Below are 19921 nucleotides of genomic sequence, written 5' to 3'. Positions count from 1 at the left end.
CCTTTCAGATAAGCCGGGTGATGATAGGTTTTTCAAAGAACACTTACCTAATCCTTGCCAAAGGATATTTCTTATGCTGCCTTGACGGGCGCACCTTTTATCGCATCGATTTCGAATACGATAAAGCGTTTATTCAACAGATCCAGTTCCTTATCCGAGTTCAAAAGGAAATCGTATTCGCCTCCATCATAATATGGTTCCAGTACATTCAGAAAATTATCAATGTCGAAATCCTTTTCCCTGACTTTCTTTTCATCCAGAATTCGACGGTAATCCGCTTTTATAAATTCATAGAATGTGTTGAAAGACGGCTTAATAGAATTATCAGACCTGATAAGTTCTATGTATCCACTGACAGCATTGGACAATGCTACCTCTTCCGCCCGTGTCGGTGGCTCGTCATCCCGTTTCCATAGTGTAAGAATCAGTGTTTTGATAGATTCTCTTTTTTCAATATCGAACACATTACCATCCGTATAGAATGGATTGAAAGCTATTGGGCTCTGCTCGGTATATGTAAAGTACACTCCATCTTGCCCCATCGTCTTATTGTGTATCAATTCACAGAGTCCCTGATAGGAGTTTCCCGTATCTACCAGTAACACATGGGCACCTTGCTCGTAATACTGGCGTATCATGTGGTTGGTAAAGAATGACTTTCCGCTACCTGAAGGCCCTAAGATGAACTTATTCCGGTTAGTAATAATTCCCCGTTTCATAGGTAAATCAGAAATGTCTAAATGCAAGGGTTTTCCCGTCAAACGGTCTACCATCTTGATGCCAAATGGAGAAGGAGAACTCCGATAATTCGTTTCAGCAATAAAGAAGCACAAAGCCTGTTCGATAAAAGTGTAAAAACTTTCCTCTGCCGGGAAATCCCCTGCATTACCTGGGATACCCGCCCAGAACAGGGTTGGAGTATCAACTGTATTATGCCGCGGTTTACACTCCATCAAAGCCAATTGGCTACCTACATCATTCTTTACTCGTTTGAGATCCTCCTTGCTGTCGCTCCATGCTATTACATTGACATGGCAGCGTACAGATGTCAAACCATAGCTATGTGCTTCATTCAGATAATGTTCTATCCATTCCTTATTAATCTGATTGGAACGGCTGTAACGGGAAAGTGAATGCATATTACGCGCCTGCTTCTCGAAACGTTTCAGATTCTCGACATGATCATCAATAAAGATGTACTGATTGACAATATGGTTACAGGATAGTAATACACCTATCGGTGCAGCGAAAGACAACCGGCAGTCGCTGCGATCAGTCGATAGCCGTTCATAGCGTGTGTCTGTTTCCACATGCCCAGGCAAGTCTTCTGCATCTGAAAGCGTATGCAGGCATAAATAGTTGTCCCCGATTTTCATCTGGTTTGCTCCTAATGTAACATCCTGCAAGCAGGTTGTATCTTCCTGCGATAAGGAGAAATACTTCTCTACTATGCCAGCCTGTTCTTTTGTTCCTACAATCTGGTCACTTGTCAAACGGGTTAGTCTAATAAATTCCGAATCATTGATAATACGTTCAAATTGACCGACTGACTCCAAAAATTTCAAAACCGTTTCTTTGTCTTGCATCTCTTTTGGGATGATGAAACCTCTGGTTAAAGCATTGAAATTACTTTGCTGACGTGTCCTGTCTTTGGTAGTCTTTGTAAGGAACAAATAAGAGGTATGATTCAGGTACGGACGCTCATTGAAATGGCGTTCAAAGCTGCGGGACAGAAAGCTGATGTCTTCCTTTTCCAACTCCGGTCTGTAGTTTTCTTCTACAAACCAGTCCTGTTTACATATTACCGAATAATCCGGCAATACTTTGACTGCCTTGAGCCATGCTGAGTGCATCGCTTCATATTCAGCAGAAGTAACGGTAAATAATTCAGGTAGTTCCAACCTGAACGCCACTGTTATATCTGCATCCTTGCTGATAATGCAATCCTGTTCGACAGCTAGTAAAGGGAATTTGCTTTCTAAAGTGGCAGCCTTCATTACATTTCTCATTTGATTTCCTCCTTTCTTGTTCGCCACAGATGTTGCAACCGCTTGCGGTTAATGATGTACTTAGGATGATTGCGGATAGCCTGTAACTTCATCAACCCGAATTCCCCGTATTTCTCGTTCAGATAAAAAGTTCCCCAGACAAGTACTCCGGCAGTTGTAACTCCGAAGCCAATGCATACTGGCTGGCTGATACCTATCATGTACATAATGACAAAGAGTACGAATACGGACAGTAATCCTCCTGCGAAAATGAAGAGGTATTGAGCCTTCAACCCCTTAAATTCGGGAGGCTTACCTATTCCTTTGTTAATTGAATATTCCATTCTTCTTGTTTTTTAATTGAACTTAGATTTTAGCCTCAATACTTATCTCCCCTTATGGGGATAAGGGGGATTTTACAAGAAGAATGAACGCAGGATAGTAGCTGCTACAATCAAAAAGATACAAGCTCCGAACCAAGATGCGGCCGTTTTAGAGGTGTCGGGGTCACCGGAAGAGAATTTCCCATAAACTTTTACCCCACCAATCAGCCCAACGACTGCACCAATGGCATAAATCAACTTTGTGCCCGGATCGAAATACGAGGTTACCATATTCGTGGCATCGGTAATTCCTTGCAGTCCGTTACCTTGGGCGAAAACACCGGCAGCAACACATAACAGTACAGAAATAATTGTAATTTTTTTCATCGCAAATAAAATTTAGTTAGACAAAAATGAATTGCGATAACAAAAATATTTAGCTAATATTCTGAAATACAATGATGACGATATGTTTCCTCGTTTGTCGTCATTTGTCATAACTGCGATATAGAGAATAAAAAAAATAATTCTTTTTCAAGTCCCTGTGTTTATTTTAAGCAGGAAACTTTGAAAAAGAATTATAATATTGTATCAGCCGGAGAAGATTATCCGGTTTTGCATTTAGCAATTATAGATATTTTTTTATATCAAACTCATCGTTGTTTGCGTTGGTATCATTATTCTCAACATCAAATAAGAGTTGAGCTTTTTCCTTACACTTTTCATGGACAGTAAAAAAATCGAATATAGGAGTGCCTTCTGCCGATATTAAAACTTTTTTAGCTTCTGATTCTTGAATTTTATTCATTTTCCCGGATGTCAGGCCTTCATATGTTTCGTTTAATTGTTCGAACGATAATCCACTTGAAAATCCTTCCGAAGGCATATCATTATGCAAAAACATTTCAGGGTCTTCTTCCTCCAATATTTCTTTTAATGACAGGCTTTTGACTGTTATATCAATATCATCCGGATTTATATCATCATCTTCCATATAGGCCGGATCATTACTTTCTAAAGGGATATCAGGCATGTTTGGTATGGGGTCAGACTCTTCCTCTTTTACTGATTTTTCCTGTTTTATCTTGTTGTTGTCAGTAATAGAGGAAATGTCAATGAGTTCTGTTCTTGTCTTGCCAACAATGTCATATATGCTTTCTGGGGATGCCTTGTTTACTTTAACAGGTTCTTCTTTTGCCACATCTTTATTTTTCTCTTTTTTTGACAAAACTGAGATTTCTTTTTCAAAGAAAACATGTGCTTTCATTTGATATTCAATTAGCAGTAATTCCAAAGAGTTGAATAAGGTAAAAACCATTCCCAAACAAAATAGGGCTATCATTCCGGTTATTCTTATACATTGAATAATACTAACTAAGATAATATAGAATATAAGTTTCATTTTAGTTTATTGAATATGTTGTTAATAATTTTTTGTTGCAAATCCAAGACATCATTTCTATAATGATCAAAATGATGTTCAATCATATTGTTTATAAATACGACAATGGATAAACCATCCGTTGCTTTTAGAGTATCCATTATATTACGGTAATTATCATCGCTTAAATACAGAGTTACTTTTCTCTTATTAGATGTTTTTCTGATGGTTAAGAAAATATCAGAATAACTGCCCTTGATTCTCCTCTTCCTTTCTATTTTTACTTCTGGAATAGGTTCGTCTTCTTGCTTTGAAATAAAATCTGTATTGTACTCCTCTTTACTTTGTTCTTTCTGTTTAATATTTTCTCCAAGAGGAGTAATATTACCAGCAATCATTCTTCTAATCTCATCCTCGTTGAGATTAACTTCGGCTATTTGTTTCTTGGCCATAGTTATAACCCAATTTTTTCTATTATCTCCAAAACAAGTTCTTCCAGATTACTCCCTTTAAGCATTTTTTTATCAGGAGCGAAGAGTGTAGACCTGAATGCTGTTGGTTTAAGAATAGACAACTCCTTGTTGTATTTCTTTGCATCTGGTATAATCGTCTTTAATACACTTAAATTTTCTGATTTCAGCACTTTATTGAACATACTGTATAATTCAGTACTCTCTCGTCTATCAACCTTATTCCAGAAAATAAAAACATCATTAAGTCTTTTGTTAATATCTTTTCTTCCGAGAAATTCTTTTACTGCGAGAATAAAAGATAAACTACTCTGTAACACTCTTTTATCTGCTATTATAGGCACAAAAATGTAATTTAAGTTGAACATAAGCTTTAAAATACCCTCGCTGGTTACATTACCCGGTAAATCAAAAAATACAATATCAAAGGTAGTAGCACTATTCTCAGTCAATTCTACTGCAAGATCTATTGCGTTTTCCGGAGTGCCGGCAATAATAGGATATGCTTTTTTATTCGAATTATGGAATTGCTTTTGTAGCAAAACCTGTAGATCCTTATTTTTGTTAATGGTTTCAATATCTGTCTCTCTCATCTTGTAAATGGAATATTGGGGGAAGTCACAATCTATTATAGCGACACTCATGTTCATCTGATACTGTAAATAACTTGCGATTGTTGCTGTTATTGTTGATTTGCCAACTCCACCTTTTTGATTTCCGATTGCAATAAATAAAGTTTCTTTTTTCATGTTTTTTTATTTTTAAATTTTACCTTAATACCTTAATACCTTAATACCTTAATACCTCGATACCTTAATACCTCGATACCTCGATACCTCGATACCTCGATACCTCGATACCTCAATACCTCGATACCTCGATACCTCAATACCTCAATACCTCAATACCTCGATACCTCGATACCTCGATACCTCGATACCTCGATACCTCGATACCTCAATACCTCGATACCTCGATACCTCAATACCTCAATACCTCAATACCTCGATACCTCAATACCTCGATACCTCAATACCTCAATACCTCGATACCTCGATACCTCAATACCTCAATACCTCAATACCTTAATACCTCGATACCTCAATGCAAAAAAAACATATTAGTATATTTATATACTATGCTGACGATATATGTCGTCATATGTCGTCGTTTGTCATACATAACCATCTTGTATACAGAATAATATGTTTTTAACTTTGTCCTTTGAAATTATTATTGACACCTCTTTTCTTTATAGTTTATGGAAATAGGGTAGATCTATCAACTTAACAATAAGAAACTATGAGAAGGATAAATCTTTCAATAAAAACAATATTTACTGAGCAGATAAATGTGAAGTTCTCAAAAATAAAAATTTATGAAATGATAATACTCAAGACTATGTGCATTTTAATTGCAATAGCAATTAGCAAGTTGTGTTTTGTGCAGCAAAAATAAATTTTGCAGCAAAAACAAAACTTGCCCAACCTGCCGGTTGGGGGTGATTTTCTCCAAAGTCGAAAATCTTGTCGGATCGAAATATAATAATCAGGAATGGCAAATCAAGAAAACCGAAATAATATATCGGAACAAGTAGGGAAAAAGAAAAATAAATCGCTTGTATATCGTTACACTGTGAATCTGGATGAAGAACAGAATGATAAGTTCAGGGCATTACTTGTAGAAAACGGTGTTACCAATATAAGCAGATTTATTTCAAATCTGATGTTTTCTAAAGAAATAAAGGTTGTGAAAATAGATAAATCCGCAATGGATTTTTACATAAAACTATCAGCTTTCTACAATCAATATCAGGCTATAGGCAATAATTACAATCAAATCACAAAAGCGATTAAAGTCAATTATGACGAAAAAAGAGGCTTAGTTTTACTTAGTAAATTGGAAAAACTAACCATACAATTAATCGTTATCAGCAAGGAAATATTTAAACTGACAGAGGAATTTAATACTAAATGGTTGCAAAAATAACACACGGTTCATCCTTATACGGAACACTCTTTTATAACCAGAAAAAGGTAGATGAATCGAAAGGGGAACTACTTTTTTCGAATAAAATAATCCAAGACTATCCCAGTGGAGGCGTTTCCCTTTATAATGCCATGAAGTCATTCGAGCCATATTTAATAGCCAATAAAAGGACAAAAAAGCCTGTTGTACATATTTCCTTGAATCCCGATCCACGCGATAAAATAACTAAAATGAATTAATAATACTAGCTCAGGACTATATGCAAGAATTAGGTTATGGAAATCAACCCTTTCTTGTTTATCAACATGATGACATTGCGAGACTCCATTTACATATAGTAACTGTAAATGTAAACGAGAACGGTGTTAAAATCGATGATAGCTTTGAAAAAATGAAATCTATGCAGATTTGCAGGGAATTGGAAAAAAAATATAAATTAAATCAGTTACCAGAAGATGTTTTGTCCGATAAGTTATATTTACAGAAAGTAGATTACTCAAAAGCCAATATAAAAGGCCAAATATCAAATGTCGTAAAATCGGTTCTTAAAGAATATACATTTCAATCACTTGGCGAATTAAATGCTCTGTTCTCCTGTTACAACATCGATATGAAACATCTTAAAGGAGAAAGCGAAAACAAGAAGTACAACGGTATTGTTTATTCTCCAACAGATGATTCGGGTAAAATAATTGGAACTTCGATTAAATCTTCAAGGATAAGCAAAGAGGTAGGATTTAATACAATTTCCAAAATTATAGAAAAACATACTGTCCGGATAAAAGAGAAAGGGTTGGGAGCTCATCAATTGAAAAATAGCATTCTGAAATCTTTAAAGGCAAGTAATAATCAAGCACAGTTTATTTCTTTGATGCAGAAATTTTCTGTAGATGTGGTATTCCGGCAAAATGAGAGTAACAGGATATATGGTGTAACATTTATAGATCACAAAAATAAGGTTGTATGTAATGGTTCCCGTTTAGGAAAAGAATTTTCAGCAAATATATTTAATTCTCATTTCAGTCAGGAGCAAGATCAAGATACTCCGAATATATCCAACGACACATCAAAATATATTAAGAATGATTTTCATAAATCACCCTCTTCTTTAATTTTAGTTGATGAGATTTTTGGTAATTTTTCTCCAGGTTCTATGGGCTTTTATGCCGAGGAAGAAGAATTCATTCGTAAAATAAAGAGAAAAGGTAAAAAAGTGAAAAGAAGAATTTGAAATTATATTTATATTAGAGTCCATTATGATGTGGAAAATAATAATTTGAAGTAAGTATATGTAGTGAGTATTCTGGCGTGTTAATAGCCAAATTTTAACATAACACCAAAGTATACGGAAATTGGAGAATAATAAAAGAATTTAGATTTTGTGTAATCGTTCTCATAGACTTTTTGTTTTTGATTTTTGATATTTAAAAGATTATTTAATGAGAAAAAAGGTGTAATTGTATGTTTTTTTACAAAGAAAATTTTATTAATATTCAAAGAGAGATTGTTGTAATTTGCATATCTATCACTATTGTAGCTTCCTCTTATCGGGTAGTAAACATCCTCTTTATCATCAAATTTAGTATCTACAATTGGCGTATAATAAGTTCCTCCTCTTGTAATATATGTCAGAGCAATGTTTAAAACTTTATAATTATTATAATTCAAAGAAATCTTAAGTAAATAAGGAAGATGATTTGATTTCTTGTACTCTTTGTCATCTATTATAAATTTATTATATATATAAGTGTATCCGAGTGACAATTTAAAATAATTACTGAAATATGTTTCATAAAATAATTCTAAGCCAAATATATTATTTTTTGTGTTTGTTGTTGAATATAAATCATTCAATATATTTTCTGTTCCATCTTCTCTTTTATGATATAATGCCGCAGAAAAATAATTATCCTTTTTCGTAAATATATAATCTAATGTAAACTGACTACTTTTCAGTAAATAATAATCAGCTGAGAACGGATCAAATAATGAATAATTGTAATATTTTCCAATACCCAGTAATAATGATTGATCATTAGTAAGATTATATTTTGAGGAAATTTGTGTACTAATATTATTCTTATTTTCTCTCTTTATAAAATTATATCTAATTCCTCCTGATAGACTAAATTTATTATTTATATCCCATTTGGAATATAAATAGTATTCAAGATTTTTTAAAGAGTTATTCGTATCCATATTATATATTGAGGCATTTTCTCTAAGCGAATAATATTTTAAAGGCACATCCCCTTTTAAGCTATTATCAGTATAATCAAAATTTACACCGCTAATTATAGAAAAATTCTTGTTGAGAGAATGTCGATAATTTATATTTCCATAATATTGAGTATACTTACTTTCATAGTTAATTATTCCGAATTTATAGGTTTGTTTATTTAAGTCGATTAGATTATCAATTGAAATCACGCCATTTTTTAAAAGCTTCTTATAGTTATTCACAATAAATAACCGTCTATTGCCATAATCGGTTTTACCTTCAAAATTATAAGAATTATCTGTTCCAGTATAGCCTTCATCAATAGCATAAATATATGTTTTTACTTTATGAGATTTCATATTCATAACAATATTTGCACCAATGTCTTCAGTCTTAAAATTATCTATAAGTGGGACATTACTATTTAATTTTGTATATAGATCGGAGTATTGTAAGTTTCCTAATAGTTGAATGAAAATTCTATTAGATATTTTTTGGTTAAAAAAAATACTGGTTCCCGCAAGTTGAGTTGATAATTGAAAATTATTAGTTTTAATCTCATCAACAGTTTCAATTCCTATAGCACCACCTGATGCTTTTCCATATATTATAGGCGGGTTACTCGCATACACCATCTCATCCTTTATAATTTCAGTGCTGAACAGACTAAATGAACCAGTTCCATTAACTTCACTATATTTTACAGGGTTTTGTATAGGTACACCATTAATTAATACAACGGATCTATTTGCATCACTTCCACGTAAAGATGGCGATGCTGACTCATCAATCGTAGTCGAAGATGGTAATAGTGTAATTGCTTTTAATGCATCACCATCGGCAACTGGATTTAGATAAATTGCCATTTGGTCTAATTTGATAGTAGAGAAATTAGATGACATGGGTTCAGGCGCACTAACTATAACCTCGTTTAAAAAAGCAGCATTGGGTTTGAGTTCAACTATAATATATTTTTCAACTAAGTCTTCTGTAATAATTATATGTTTTTTTTCATATCCAATATATGAAAAAACTATTGTATCTTTTAATGCCACCATTATTGAAAAATTCCCATTTTCATCAGAAATAGTATAACTCTTGAAATTACCATTACTAATACTAACTCCAATCAACGACTCTTTTTTTTCATCAATAACCTCTCCTTCGATCTTTATTTCTTTTGCATCTAAAGTGAAAGGAAAAGCTATTGATGAAAAAAGTAGATATAAAATAATTGATAAGTATCTATTATTCATTTATCATCACTTATTTTGATACTAATAATGATGCTAGATTATTAATCATATAACTATTCGGAAATATAGATTTAGCTTCATGAAATAATATTTTTGCTTCTTCTGTTTTTTGCTTCTTTATGTAGTACTGTATTAACAACCCATATCCTTCTTCCTTGCCCCAAGTTGGTAGATATGAATTTGATAAGTTCTCCTCTTTAATTCTTATGGCTTTCAAGAGATACTCCTCAGTTTTTGTTCCTCCTCCAAATTGCTCGGGCGTATAATAATCATAACTTCCTGCAACATAATAAGCCCTGATGTTATTTTTATCATAACTAATAGATTTTTCTATATTCTGATTAATTGAATTTGATAACATTGGGATTTTCATCTGATTTTCAAATTGAAGCGAAATTGATTGAATTTGAGCTAATAATGCTAAATCATCAGAATTGTAATTAGACATTTTTTCTATGTTTTTAATTCCATTTTTGGCGGAAATTTTACTTTTTTCTTGATTTTGAGTTTGCATATAATAAATGCATTCATAATAATTGGAATAGGCTAACCAATATAAAATTATTTCATTCTTATTTTTTGTATAAAGATTATTTAACTCGTTAATAATTTCATCAAGCGGATCTGTTTTCTGTTGCATAAAGCAAATTCCAAATGCATTATTAATCTTGTTTTGAATATCTTTCAAGTAATCAATCTTATCCAATTGTTCGGTACAAGAATATTTATCTTTTATCTTACTATTGTTTCTGGCAATGCAAGATGAGTAACAAGATAGTATTAAGAATACTACAGAGAAAATTTTTAATTTCATAGTCGTCATATTTTAGCAATTAATATAAAAGTTAACACTGACCATATAATAAAATGGATATACCATAGCGATGAGAATAAATAATTTCTATCAAACATCCCAGTTTTGAGTAATTCCAAATTATGATAATTATGTGTGTTTATACTTGATCCAATAATTGAAATGTCAGAATAAAAGGGATTTAACTCTATGACTATTTGTAAGATAATAGCAATTTTCAACGTGGTTATTTCCCATAAATTGAAATGATGTATAATGAGAATATTTATTAATGTAACAAAACTACCTGATAAAGTAAAAATAAGAAACCGGCTATATGATTGGGTGTTTTTTATCCTCACAAAAAAATGTAAAATGGGTTTATGAGTGATTCCAATATTTATCACTTTCAACCTTAACAGAAAGGCTGAAGCTAAATGTCCTAACTCGTGTAATAATAGAAAAGTTATATTTAAAAATAATATTTTAATAAGCATATATATCATCTGGAAAACTTTATCTCTTTAAACATTATATAGAATAGAACTATTGAAGCGAGTAACCATATAAATAAAGAATAGTGAAAAGTACCATTTCTCATTAATTCTAATACAGGATTTAGTGGAAGTATATCGCCAATCGTTCCTAAAATTTTATTGTATTCATTTAAGGGATAGAAAGTATTACTCATAAATAAAATTATTAATTGAAGTAGATTCGTGATATTTCTGCTTGCAGTATACTTTATGCTAGCGAATGATAAGATTAACCCAATGAAAGAAAACAATATAAAACCAGTACCAAGCCCAAAGACAATCCATAAAAATTGTTCGATCGATATGTTTAAACCCCAAAAACAGACTATAATGCTTAAACATATAAGAAGGATCAACATAACTAATAATCGCCCAAAAATTAGAGCAATAAAGAATATTATGAAGTTGAATGGCATTTTATTAAGATAACGAGTAAGCCCACTTATATAATATTCTTTCAGTAATGGCCCAATTGCAAAAAAGCCTTCATTCAATAATGTCATCCCAAGAACTCCTGTATAAATCCAAAAAACATAAGCGGGATCGGTCATCCCCCATATAACCGAGAACAAGCAAAATAGAAATACAGGGAAAAAGATTGTCATAAAAACAGCTGGTTTTATTCGAAGAAAACTTAGCAACTGATAATATACCGATACAATAAATATTTTCATACTATTCCTTTTTATTTATGTTTGATAAATATAGATATGCATCTAATAAACCTGCTTTCATTTTTTTTATTGGGCAGTCTGAAATCATATTCAAATCAGAGAAATTGAAGTTTTCATTTATGAATATACACGTCGAGCTATCTTTTTGGTAATATTCTAGCCCCTTGAAATAATCTAATATTTTATTCGAACAATTTTCAATTCCAAGAATTGTATGTGATGGAAGTTTGGATAGAATATTAGTTGGCGTATCTGGATCTGAAATAATTTTTCCCTTGCTCATGAAAATGACCTTATCAGCACTATTTGCTGCTTCTTCCCAATTATGAGTAGAATACAAAATCGTTCTGTCCTTAGTTTTTATATTTTTCCATAAAGTTTGCAATAATGAAGGATCAATATTAGAAAATGGCTCATCCATAATAAGAAATCTAGGATTGTGTATTATGGATAATAATACGGCAATACGTTTCCGTTCCCCCATTGATAATTTGCATATATATGTATCATTAATTTCTTGTAGTTTAAATGGAACAGAATATTGATTTAATATATTTGTAAAATTTAAACTGTAAAATGTGCAGAATAAATGTATTAATTCACTAACTTTCAGCAAGGAAAGTATATTTAGGTTGTCGTAGCATGCACCGATTTCCTTTTTATTAAAGTTTCTATTGCTATAAAACTCTATAATACCACTATTATATGGTATATCCTTTAAAATTATATTTAATAAGGTTGTTTTTCCTGCTCCATTTTCACCAAGAATAGCAACAGTTTCATTGTTATATACGGAAAAACTAATATTGTCTAAAATAACTTTTTCTCCAGTATGGTAACTTATTCCATCAACAAATAGAGCCTTATTCATAATTATTACCCTCCTATTATTAGTACGTTATTAACCGCTTCGAAAACGCCATCGATTTCTAGAAACGAATGAAGGTCGTCATCATAATATCCACCAATAGCGCAACTCTTTAAATTAAGGGCTTCAGCTGTTAAAGAAAGCATCGCATTTACGGCACCAGCTTCAAGCATCATAAAACGGTATGCTCTCTCCCCGTACTTTACAGCTAAACGTTCTATCATACCTGTAGTAATAAATATACCTGAAGCATTGTTCATTTCAACATTTGGTTCTGCTTGAATATAATCAGATAAAATGTCAAAAAAATCTCCCCCTTTAATGAAATCCAAAGAATTAGTGTCAGGATCAAAATGGTATAATCCTTTGTCAAGCTCAGAATTAAAGGAAATAAAATATATTTCGATAGGATATAATGCACCACCCGCAGGGATAGTTCTATAATAAAAATGACCCTGATGTTCTAATCCGTATATTGGTTCTTTATGAGTTATACCGTAAGAACATCTTAATAAAGAGGTCAATTCATCTATTGATAATTTATAACCGCTTTTATACATCCTCTGACTTCTTCTAGAATGTAATATTTGGGTATAGTTATTATTTTTGACCTTTATTGTACCATTTATATCTATTCTCCTCCTATTTGGATATTTCTTAAATGGTTGAGAACATCTTTCTAACCAAAAATTATTTCTAAAAATTGATATTTTTTCTATCGTTTTAAACATTGTCAATCTAGAAAACTTAGAATTTTCGTGATATAACATACCTAAAGAATTTTCAACATTTACTTTACCCAACGAAATAGCATCCATTGAGTCATATTTTTGTTTGATTTCGCGAGATTTAATCATGATACTTTATTTTAAGGGAATGGATGAGGATATGGATTTAATAAATCAAAATCATGAGCTGTATAACCAAGGGATTCGGGAACCTCATATAATCTTTTACCCCCTAGATAATAATAAGGATATATTCCACCGAGCTGAAGTAGTTGAGGGACAAGAACTCGTACAACATAGATTCCTAACTCAGCCATATCAACGGTAGTTAGATCTTTAAATAATACGTTATAATTTTTATCTTTGAATATTTGTACAATCCTTCTTATCTCTTCTTTTTTATCACCTTCAAACTTGTTTTCAAAATTGACTGTCTTCGTTTCTTTTGCTGTAAGAAATTTATCATAAACATGCCATAAATCAGGTCTTTTCTGATAAAAGATGGGATGATCATCGAATTCTTTTATTTGATTAAAACTTTGAGGATTCCAATCCTTTTTTTCTTCTAATTGCCATCTAAAGAAAGGAACAGATTGTCCTAGTTCCAATATCGTTTTTTCCAAAGATTCCCTATATGAACTCCTACTTGCAGCCGCAGTTGCTATAAATTTGCCATATTCAGATTCTCCGACACAAAAGCCTAAAGTTGTAGGCATTTCTATGTCGTATGTCATATCGAACAAATGGAATTCGATATTATTGGAAAAATATTTATTAATAAAACTCTGTATATCATGTGTTATTTTGATTTTAGGAGGAACGATATTTTGCATCCAAGTCATTACGAAACTATCTCTTTCAATTGATTCATATATACAATTTAAAATAGCTTGATAAATATTGGAGTGTGAAGATAGACCAGTTGATGTTGTCAGATTTATAATATTTCTATCATTATAAAACGGCAGAAATATATGTTGAGCTGGGCAATACACTTCCTTACCTGTTGTTAAATCAAGAGTTTTTGTCCAAGTGACTTCTAAATTTTCGGTAAATTCTTTTATTTGAAAGTTTAAATCTTCGTATTGCTTTTTATGAAAAAGAGCGTATTGGCTAGGGTGAATCGCTTCCTCTTTTAAATTGTTATATGGACTAATAATGAGCGTACTATTATCGAAAAATCCGGAAGAGTACCTTTCAATTACTTCCCCTGTTGTACTTAGTAATGCTTGCTCCCAATTATAACCACACCCACTACCTTTTACAGTATAGTTTAATTCTTTATGCTTACTTCTATTATTTCGGATATAATTTACATCCAAAGGTAAAACTCCATATCCTAAAAGTTTAGGATCTCCATTCATCCTGAGTAATCCTACAAAATTTTTTATTAGTCCGATCTCAGGAGAAACAATCTTTAACATTTCAAATAAAGTTTTATTCATGATATTTCATTTAAGGGTTACAGGTTCCAGCCAAGGAGAAATGTTATATGCTAATTCGGGTTTGCAAGTTTCACAATAAGGCTTCTTTAAAAGATAATTATGAGATATAACATACTTAAATAAATCAAAGCAAATCATATTGCGCCATGTAATGCAAAATCTTTTATCATCAAAAAAACGGGATAATTCCATGATAATCCAATTAGAGAGAATGTTATCTGCATATTCGGAGCGTTGTTCAGTTGAAGGTTTTGCTATAGACTTATTTGTTTTAAGATGATTCTCGTATATTTCAAAATAATCAGGATAATCATGCATACTTTTAATCCTGGCAATTAAACATTCATAACAACCCGTCTCTTTTCCAAAGAATAGAGGCCCAATTTTAATAGTAGACTCTTCTATTCCTTGAGTAAAGAGCCATGGTGTGTCATATTGAAGTGCTTTCTTGTTTATTTCTCCTATATGAAAGGGACTCCATATACTGCCGTCAACTATAATAAAGTCATTATTTTGCCAGAAAGATTCATCAATATTCTCAATTTCAACAAATGTTCTCCTCTCAATTGTTTTAAATTTGTTTAATTTTAATAAATCCCTCTGTAATATTAAACTAAGCTCGCTATCCCCAATTATAGTTATGGTTTTCAATGATAATTCTATATTACTATCTGTTTCTTTTTTTAAGTAGTCAAATAAATTTATGTTATCTAGATGCTGGTAAACTTCATTAATTTTATCTTTCTCATATTCATTATTTTCTAATAAGACATGATGAAGTTTTGCGAAATCTAAGATTTCATTGTTATTTATAAAGTCCATTATATATAAAAATATTCTTTCGTTTTCATCATCATCAAATTCTACAACTGAAGCATGGGAGGAGTTACGTATTTGATATGTATTATCTGGGTTTTTAAAAACATCATATTTTTTCATATTATAAAGTTTTAACAGCCATAAGCCAAATGTTTGGCTTATGGCTCTGTTAGTATTTTTATATTCAATATTCTTGTATTTTATTGAATATTAGCAACTTGCTCCACGTCATTTGCTCCTAATATAGTACCTGTACTGCTACAAGTGCAGAAATAACAGCAACAACAACACGCTGCGCCTGCAACCATTAAAGACCTTTTAGACGTCTTTCCTTTTAATAATTTAGTTTTCATGATTCAAATTTAATTTAATTAAACAAAATTTTATTTGCCATGCATGGGTGTCGCAACATACAACATTTCTAAAACAATAACAATTATATCCTGTATAAATATAATAAAAAATTAATTAAATTTGATTTAATTCATTGAAGTGATTATATTGATAATATAATTATAATTAATATTATAATTGTAATACATTTATAATTAGCGATATACGTTGTTGTTTGCTTTGTATTCATTGTGATATATATATTGTTTATATAAATAATATATATTATCTAATTAAAAAACAGCTTCTGATTAAAGTGACTTTCTCTATTGTGGTTTTTGTGTAATAATGATGTGTAATTTTTCATTTAATATCTTATGGTTAAATGAAATAAGAGACCTCGCCTTCAATGGTTTCATGACCTTGGCATTGTGGGCGGGTAGCTACATGTTAAGACATATTTCGTCATTTTTTTTACCATATCTAATCCAGCTTCTTTTGTTGCATAAAGATATAAACTACCCGTAGTGTATTTGGATTCTGAAGTCCGTAGAACATATTTTTATTCAAAACTATTGCTTGTTTGTTTTTTTTTACTAACCGATGATAATAAATTATTTTCTATTTAAATAGAGTATTTGCCAATTATATAGAGATTGACAAGGGTAATTAATGTTAAATTAATCTAAATATATAATTATTTATGTAAATAATTTTGTTTTAAATTAAAAATTGTATATTTGCAACATAATCTATATTATATATGAAAATTGTTTATTTTCAATATTTGCTCTTTTGTTTTAAATAATACAAGTAGGTTTATTTGTTCGATTTATTTGACATTTACACAAGATACACTTTAAATAATAGTTTATAAAACACATATATAGCTTTGTTGTTAGCCGGATTTGTTAAAAATTTCCATCCACGAAGATAATTTGTTTTGTTTCTTTTGTGTTATAGAGAATTTGATTATATATAATTTTATTTATATTTTATTTTTCTTTTATTCAATAAATAAAATCTATATAGTATGCTTTTATGTATAGTTTGTAATGTGTTATAATGTGTTTGTTTTCGAAAATAATTTAGAAAAATAACTAATATTAAATCATTTATTTATGAGGAAAAAACTACTCCTATTCTTCCTTACGATATGTATAGGAGGAATATACGCCCAATCCCCTGGTGGCATTGGCTCTCCGGAGCTTTGGTTTCAGACCAAATCCCTGAGTTCCAACTTGAACGGGGAATACCGCTGGGTGGATTACAGTGGCGACTCACTTCGCCTGAATGTCTATGATACACAAGGGGCTTCTGCCGGAGAAGAATATAAAACCTCTACCTTCCGCAGTTACAACGGTCATCCGGCAATCAGCCTTGACAAGTTGTTGGATACCAAGACCCGTGAGGTCATGCTCAAACGAACCAACCTGTCGCAAGCTACCATCTTTGGAGTGTTTGCACCCAATATCAACTTCAACTCCGAGATGCTCCTCTACGGGCTGAACGGACGAGGTGGACAAGGTATTTGGCTGAGCACCGATAAGATATATCCGAGCCGTGAAAGCAGCAAATCCGTATTCGACTACGGGCAAAGCGAAGGCATGGATCTGATGTACTCCGCTAACGACCGGGAAACCGATGTAAATAAATTTCGTGAAGGCTCCATGCGCATTGTTGCCTACTACCGTAGCATCCCGCCGAGTACAGGTATCTGGGGCGAGAGAGACAAAGCTGTTATCTCCTTCGGGTACTATAAGAGCAACAACACTAACAATACGGCTTCCTTCTCTATCCCTGTCTCTGCTAACAGACAGTTTACAGGCTATATCCCTGAATTTATCGCCTACAACCGCTTGCTTAACCCATTAGAACGCAGACAGGTAGATTCTTATCTCGCCGTCAAATACGGACTGTCACTGCCCGTATCCTATTTTGGCAGCAAGGGGCAACTACTGTGGGACTACGATGAAAATACAATATACAATAACCGCATTACAGCCCTTTATCGTGACGATGCCAGTGGATTGAACCAATTGGAATCGTCTACAAGTTACGAGGAAGGACCCAACTATGCAGACCTTGTAACTCATGATTATTACTATCTGAACAATCCCGGTAACCGCACCTCTTCCTCACGCTTGTTGGTTATCGGACGCCAGTATGGAAATAACCTGAGCAACGACTCCTATATGTTCTGGGGCGATAACAATGCCTCTACCAATGTTTACGAAATAGAAGGCCGACTCGGCATGAAAATGATGGATCGCCGCTGGCTTCTGAAAACCAATATAACCAATGCCCCCGAAAGCGAACGTGTATTGGACTGGCAAGTACAGGATTTAAATTTTAGCACATCGGGATATGTAACCCGCCTCGAAAAGACAACAGGACTTAGTGCCCCCGAAACAGGATACGCTTATACACAAAAACCGCTGAAAGGTAGCTCCGGGTATATCGGTATTGATTACACAAGCATATACGGTGATATCTATCTGAAATTCGGCGGACAGGGATTCGCCACAGCTGGAGGTTATGACTATGGTTATTATATCGCTTCCGATTACAAAGTCTACCCAATAGTCAGAGGAGTTGTATCAGAAACTTCCCTGACTACACTTGTATTGACCTCCCGGTTAGAAGTAGAGAAGCACAGCAATAAAATATTCCTGCGCATAGACGGTATCCGTCTGACAGCAAGTGAAATTACTCTTGACCCACAAGATGATAACAAGGCGTGGTACGCCTCGCTTGCCTTCACCAAAGGTGTATTTTCCACGAATGTGAACCTGCGTCATGGCGGCTTTACAGATACGGGCAACAGAGTGGAACTCTCTTATGCCACAAACAGAGCATCCGATTTCAAGGACAATAATAAAGGAACGAGCTTCCTTGTCATCGACCGTTCCGGCACAGGCAATTTTAATACATCGGATGTAGTCTATATACAAGCCGATGAGATTGACATTCTTCGCCAGAAAGTCATCTTCAACAATGTGTTCTTCGATGCCGATGCCAACGGAAGCGATGTCTTTACATTCGCCTACAATGAATCCGATATAGCCGGAGAGATAGACATTATCGACCCAAGTTGTAACGCTTCAGACGGAGAAGTAAAGATTATGCTTACCTCTGGTACGCGGGCATTTAAATACACCCTGACAGATACGAGTAGCAACACTGTCATCAGGTCGGGTCGTGAGAATAGTTATACCATCCATCTGACCGGGCTTTCCGCAGGCGACTACCAACTCAAGGTGGAAGAAGCAGGAGGCTTCAATGTAGAAGGTAGCAACAGCAGCGGTACTCCGACCCGTGTCAAGACCACGAACTTCTTCCCTGTCTTTGAGGGCAGCCTCGAATGGATGGTCACCAATACCACAGATACCTATATGATAGGTTATACCACTTTTGTGGAAGACGTGAATAATGCTAAAAACATTATCCACTACGGGCTGAAAAAACAAGGGAACAAGTTATACAAAATAGTCAGTGGCAAACTCGAAAGTACCAATGTTACCGTAGAGACAGGCGACGTGCTGACCATCGCCAAGACCATGAATAAGGTCACATACTATAAAAACGGGGAACAGTTCAGTTCCAACAGCATCAAAATATTGGATTACCTGCTGAAATTCTACGGATTGATTGATATGAGCGAGGGCCCGGCAGAAATACTGAATGTTAATGCCACAGGCTTCTTCAACTTAGCAGATTACAGTTGGCAGTCGATGAATGGAATTTCTGTTAAACAATCGAATAATGCCAGTCTTAGCTATGATTTCTCGTTGGAAGACCCATGTGCAGAACAACCAACCCCTCCGCAGCCGGAAGCACAGGCACAGCCTGACCTGCTGACATTGCGCTATGCACAAGGCTCGATGATGGTTCAGGCCCAGATTGAATTTGAAGATCCGGATGTAGTTTCCTTCGTGGTCTACAATCTTAACGGCCAATTAGTCAAGCAAGTGCACCTTAGCGTACCGCAGAAGATACAGATAGCCGATATTCAGTTACCGAATACTGGTGTGTATATTATCAAGGCTATTACTGTCAATAATGGCGAGTACACCAAGAAATTCTTTGTCCAATAA

The 19921-nt window shown here is 33.4% G+C and carries 16 protein-coding genes and 1 pseudogene; 4 read left to right on the top strand and 13 right to left on the bottom strand.

The features are described from left to right. Positions 1-95: 95 nt before the first annotated feature. From M2448_RS18925 to M2448_RS18900, 6 genes and pseudogenes are all read right to left on the bottom strand, one after another. A pseudogene (locus tag M2448_RS18925) lies at positions 96-2009 on the bottom strand (TraG family conjugative transposon ATPase); the annotation flags it as partial. Next, positions 2006-2332, bottom strand: coding sequence for a DUF4133 domain-containing protein (locus tag M2448_RS18920; RefSeq protein ID WP_280647724.1), 327 nt, complete (start codon positions 2330-2332; stop codon positions 2006-2008). The gene M2448_RS18920 and the pseudogene M2448_RS18925, both read right to left, overlap by 4 nt. A gap of 72 nt (positions 2333-2404) precedes the next feature. Next, a complete protein-coding gene (locus M2448_RS18915) occupies positions 2405-2698 on the bottom strand; it encodes a DUF4134 domain-containing protein (protein ID WP_280647725.1) in 294 nt (97 codons plus the stop codon). A 241-nt stretch (positions 2699-2939) separates the two neighbouring features. Continuing rightward, positions 2940-3653: a hypothetical protein gene (locus tag M2448_RS18910; protein WP_280647726.1), complete on the bottom strand. Its 714-nt coding sequence runs from the start codon at positions 3651-3653 to the stop codon at positions 2940-2942. Positions 3654-3709: 56 nt separating this feature from the next. Further along, positions 3710-4144: a DUF3408 domain-containing protein gene (locus M2448_RS18905; RefSeq protein WP_280647727.1), complete on the bottom strand. Its 435-nt coding sequence runs from the start codon at positions 4142-4144 to the stop codon at positions 3710-3712. A 2-nt stretch (positions 4145-4146) separates the two neighbouring features. Continuing rightward, complete coding sequence (locus M2448_RS18900) at positions 4147-4911, bottom strand: ParA family protein (protein WP_280647728.1); 765 nt, start codon at positions 4909-4911, stop codon at positions 4147-4149. Between the two features lie 805 nt (positions 4912-5716). Here M2448_RS18900 and mobA point away from each other — a divergent pair. From mobA to M2448_RS18885, 3 genes are read left to right on the top strand one after another with little or no spacing between them, the layout of a single operon-like run. Then, positions 5717-6151 carry a conjugal transfer protein MobA gene (mobA, locus tag M2448_RS18895; RefSeq protein WP_280647729.1) on the top strand — a complete coding sequence of 145 codons (435 nt, stop codon included), beginning with the start codon at positions 5717-5719 and terminating at the stop codon, positions 6149-6151. After that, positions 6136-6390 carry a hypothetical protein gene (locus tag M2448_RS18890; RefSeq protein WP_280647730.1) on the top strand — a complete coding sequence of 85 codons (255 nt, stop codon included), beginning with the start codon at positions 6136-6138 and terminating at the stop codon, positions 6388-6390. Before mobA ends, M2448_RS18890 begins: the two co-directional genes overlap by 16 nt. After that, positions 6390-7382 (top strand): relaxase/mobilization nuclease domain-containing protein, encoded by a 993-nt coding sequence (locus tag M2448_RS18885; RefSeq protein ID WP_348523108.1) that lies wholly within the window; start codon positions 6390-6392, stop codon positions 7380-7382. Before M2448_RS18890 ends, M2448_RS18885 begins: the two co-directional genes overlap by 1 nt. A gap of 80 nt (positions 7383-7462) precedes the next feature. Here the strand turns inward: M2448_RS18885 and M2448_RS18880 are convergent, their stop codons facing one another. The 7 genes from M2448_RS18880 to M2448_RS18850 form a co-directional block, all read right to left on the bottom strand. Next, positions 7463-9628 (bottom strand): carboxypeptidase-like regulatory domain-containing protein, encoded by a 2166-nt coding sequence (locus M2448_RS18880; RefSeq protein WP_280647731.1) that lies wholly within the window; start codon positions 9626-9628, stop codon positions 7463-7465. Positions 9629-9638: 10 nt separating this feature from the next. Beyond that, positions 9639-10442, bottom strand: coding sequence for a hypothetical protein (locus M2448_RS18875; protein ID WP_280647732.1), 804 nt, complete (start codon positions 10440-10442; stop codon positions 9639-9641). Between the two features lie 481 nt (positions 10443-10923). Then, the gene (locus M2448_RS18870) at positions 10924-11631 is read right to left on the bottom strand and encodes an ABC transporter permease (protein WP_280647733.1); all 708 of its coding nucleotides are present in this window, start codon (positions 11629-11631) and stop codon (positions 10924-10926) included. Between the two features lies 1 nt (position 11632). Next, entirely contained in the window at positions 11633-12502 is an 870-nt protein-coding gene (locus M2448_RS18865) for an ABC transporter ATP-binding protein (protein ID WP_280647734.1), read from the bottom strand. A 5-nt stretch (positions 12503-12507) separates the two neighbouring features. Continuing rightward, entirely contained in the window at positions 12508-13356 is an 849-nt protein-coding gene (locus tag M2448_RS18860) for a SagB/ThcOx family dehydrogenase (RefSeq protein ID WP_280647735.1), read from the bottom strand. An 11-nt stretch (positions 13357-13367) separates the two neighbouring features. Continuing rightward, positions 13368-14672 carry a YcaO-like family protein gene (locus M2448_RS18855; protein WP_280647736.1) on the bottom strand — a complete coding sequence of 435 codons (1305 nt, stop codon included), beginning with the start codon at positions 14670-14672 and terminating at the stop codon, positions 13368-13370. Positions 14673-14678: 6 nt separating this feature from the next. Continuing rightward, complete coding sequence (locus M2448_RS18850) at positions 14679-15611, bottom strand: hypothetical protein (RefSeq protein ID WP_280647737.1); 933 nt, start codon at positions 15609-15611, stop codon at positions 14679-14681. A gap of 1334 nt (positions 15612-16945) precedes the next feature. Here M2448_RS18850 and M2448_RS18845 point away from each other — a divergent pair. Next, positions 16946-19921, top strand: a complete 2976-nt coding sequence (locus tag M2448_RS18845) for a T9SS type A sorting domain-containing protein (RefSeq protein ID WP_280647738.1) — start codon at positions 16946-16948, stop codon at positions 19919-19921.

The sequence above is a fragment of the Dysgonomonas sp. PF1-14 genome (genome assembly GCF_029892965.1).
GTDB lineage: Bacteria > Bacteroidota > Bacteroidia > Bacteroidales > Dysgonomonadaceae > Dysgonomonas.
This window is presented reverse-complemented; position numbering and strand designations above follow the sequence as displayed.

Excerpts from the sequence above, each read along its gene's own strand:
- M2448_RS18870 (WP_280647733.1), bottom strand. The coding sequence starts at position 11,631 with ATGAAAATATTTATTGTATCGGTATATTATCAGTTGCTAAGTTTTCTT.
- M2448_RS18845 (WP_280647738.1), top strand. The coding sequence starts at position 16,946 with ATGAGGAAAAAACTACTCCTATTCTTCCTTACGATATGTATAGGAGGA.
- M2448_RS18880 (WP_280647731.1), bottom strand. The coding sequence starts at position 9,628 with ATGAATAATAGATACTTATCAATTATTTTATATCTACTTTTTTCATCA.
- M2448_RS18905 (WP_280647727.1), bottom strand. The coding sequence starts at position 4,144 with ATGGCCAAGAAACAAATAGCCGAAGTTAATCTCAACGAGGATGAGATT.
- M2448_RS18900 (WP_280647728.1), bottom strand. The coding sequence starts at position 4,911 with ATGAAAAAAGAAACTTTATTTATTGCAATCGGAAATCAAAAAGGTGGA.
- mobA (WP_280647729.1), top strand. The coding sequence starts at position 5,717 with ATGGCAAATCAAGAAAACCGAAATAATATATCGGAACAAGTAGGGAAA.
- M2448_RS18860 (WP_280647735.1), bottom strand. The coding sequence starts at position 13,356 with ATGATTAAATCTCGCGAAATCAAACAAAAATATGACTCAATGGATGCT.
- M2448_RS18865 (WP_280647734.1), bottom strand. The coding sequence starts at position 12,502 with ATGAATAAGGCTCTATTTGTTGATGGAATAAGTTACCATACTGGAGAA.
- M2448_RS18920 (WP_280647724.1), bottom strand. The coding sequence starts at position 2,332 with ATGGAATATTCAATTAACAAAGGAATAGGTAAGCCTCCCGAATTTAAG.
- M2448_RS18850 (WP_280647737.1), bottom strand. The coding sequence starts at position 15,611 with ATGAAAAAATATGATGTTTTTAAAAACCCAGATAATACATATCAAATA.
- M2448_RS18855 (WP_280647736.1), bottom strand. The coding sequence starts at position 14,672 with ATGAATAAAACTTTATTTGAAATGTTAAAGATTGTTTCTCCTGAGATC.
- M2448_RS18910 (WP_280647726.1), bottom strand. The coding sequence starts at position 3,653 with ATGATAGCCCTATTTTGTTTGGGAATGGTTTTTACCTTATTCAACTCT.
- M2448_RS18890 (WP_280647730.1), top strand. The coding sequence starts at position 6,136 with ATGGTTGCAAAAATAACACACGGTTCATCCTTATACGGAACACTCTTT.
- M2448_RS18875 (WP_280647732.1), bottom strand. The coding sequence starts at position 10,442 with ATGAAATTAAAAATTTTCTCTGTAGTATTCTTAATACTATCTTGTTAC.
- M2448_RS18915 (WP_280647725.1), bottom strand. The coding sequence starts at position 2,698 with ATGAAAAAAATTACAATTATTTCTGTACTGTTATGTGTTGCTGCCGGT.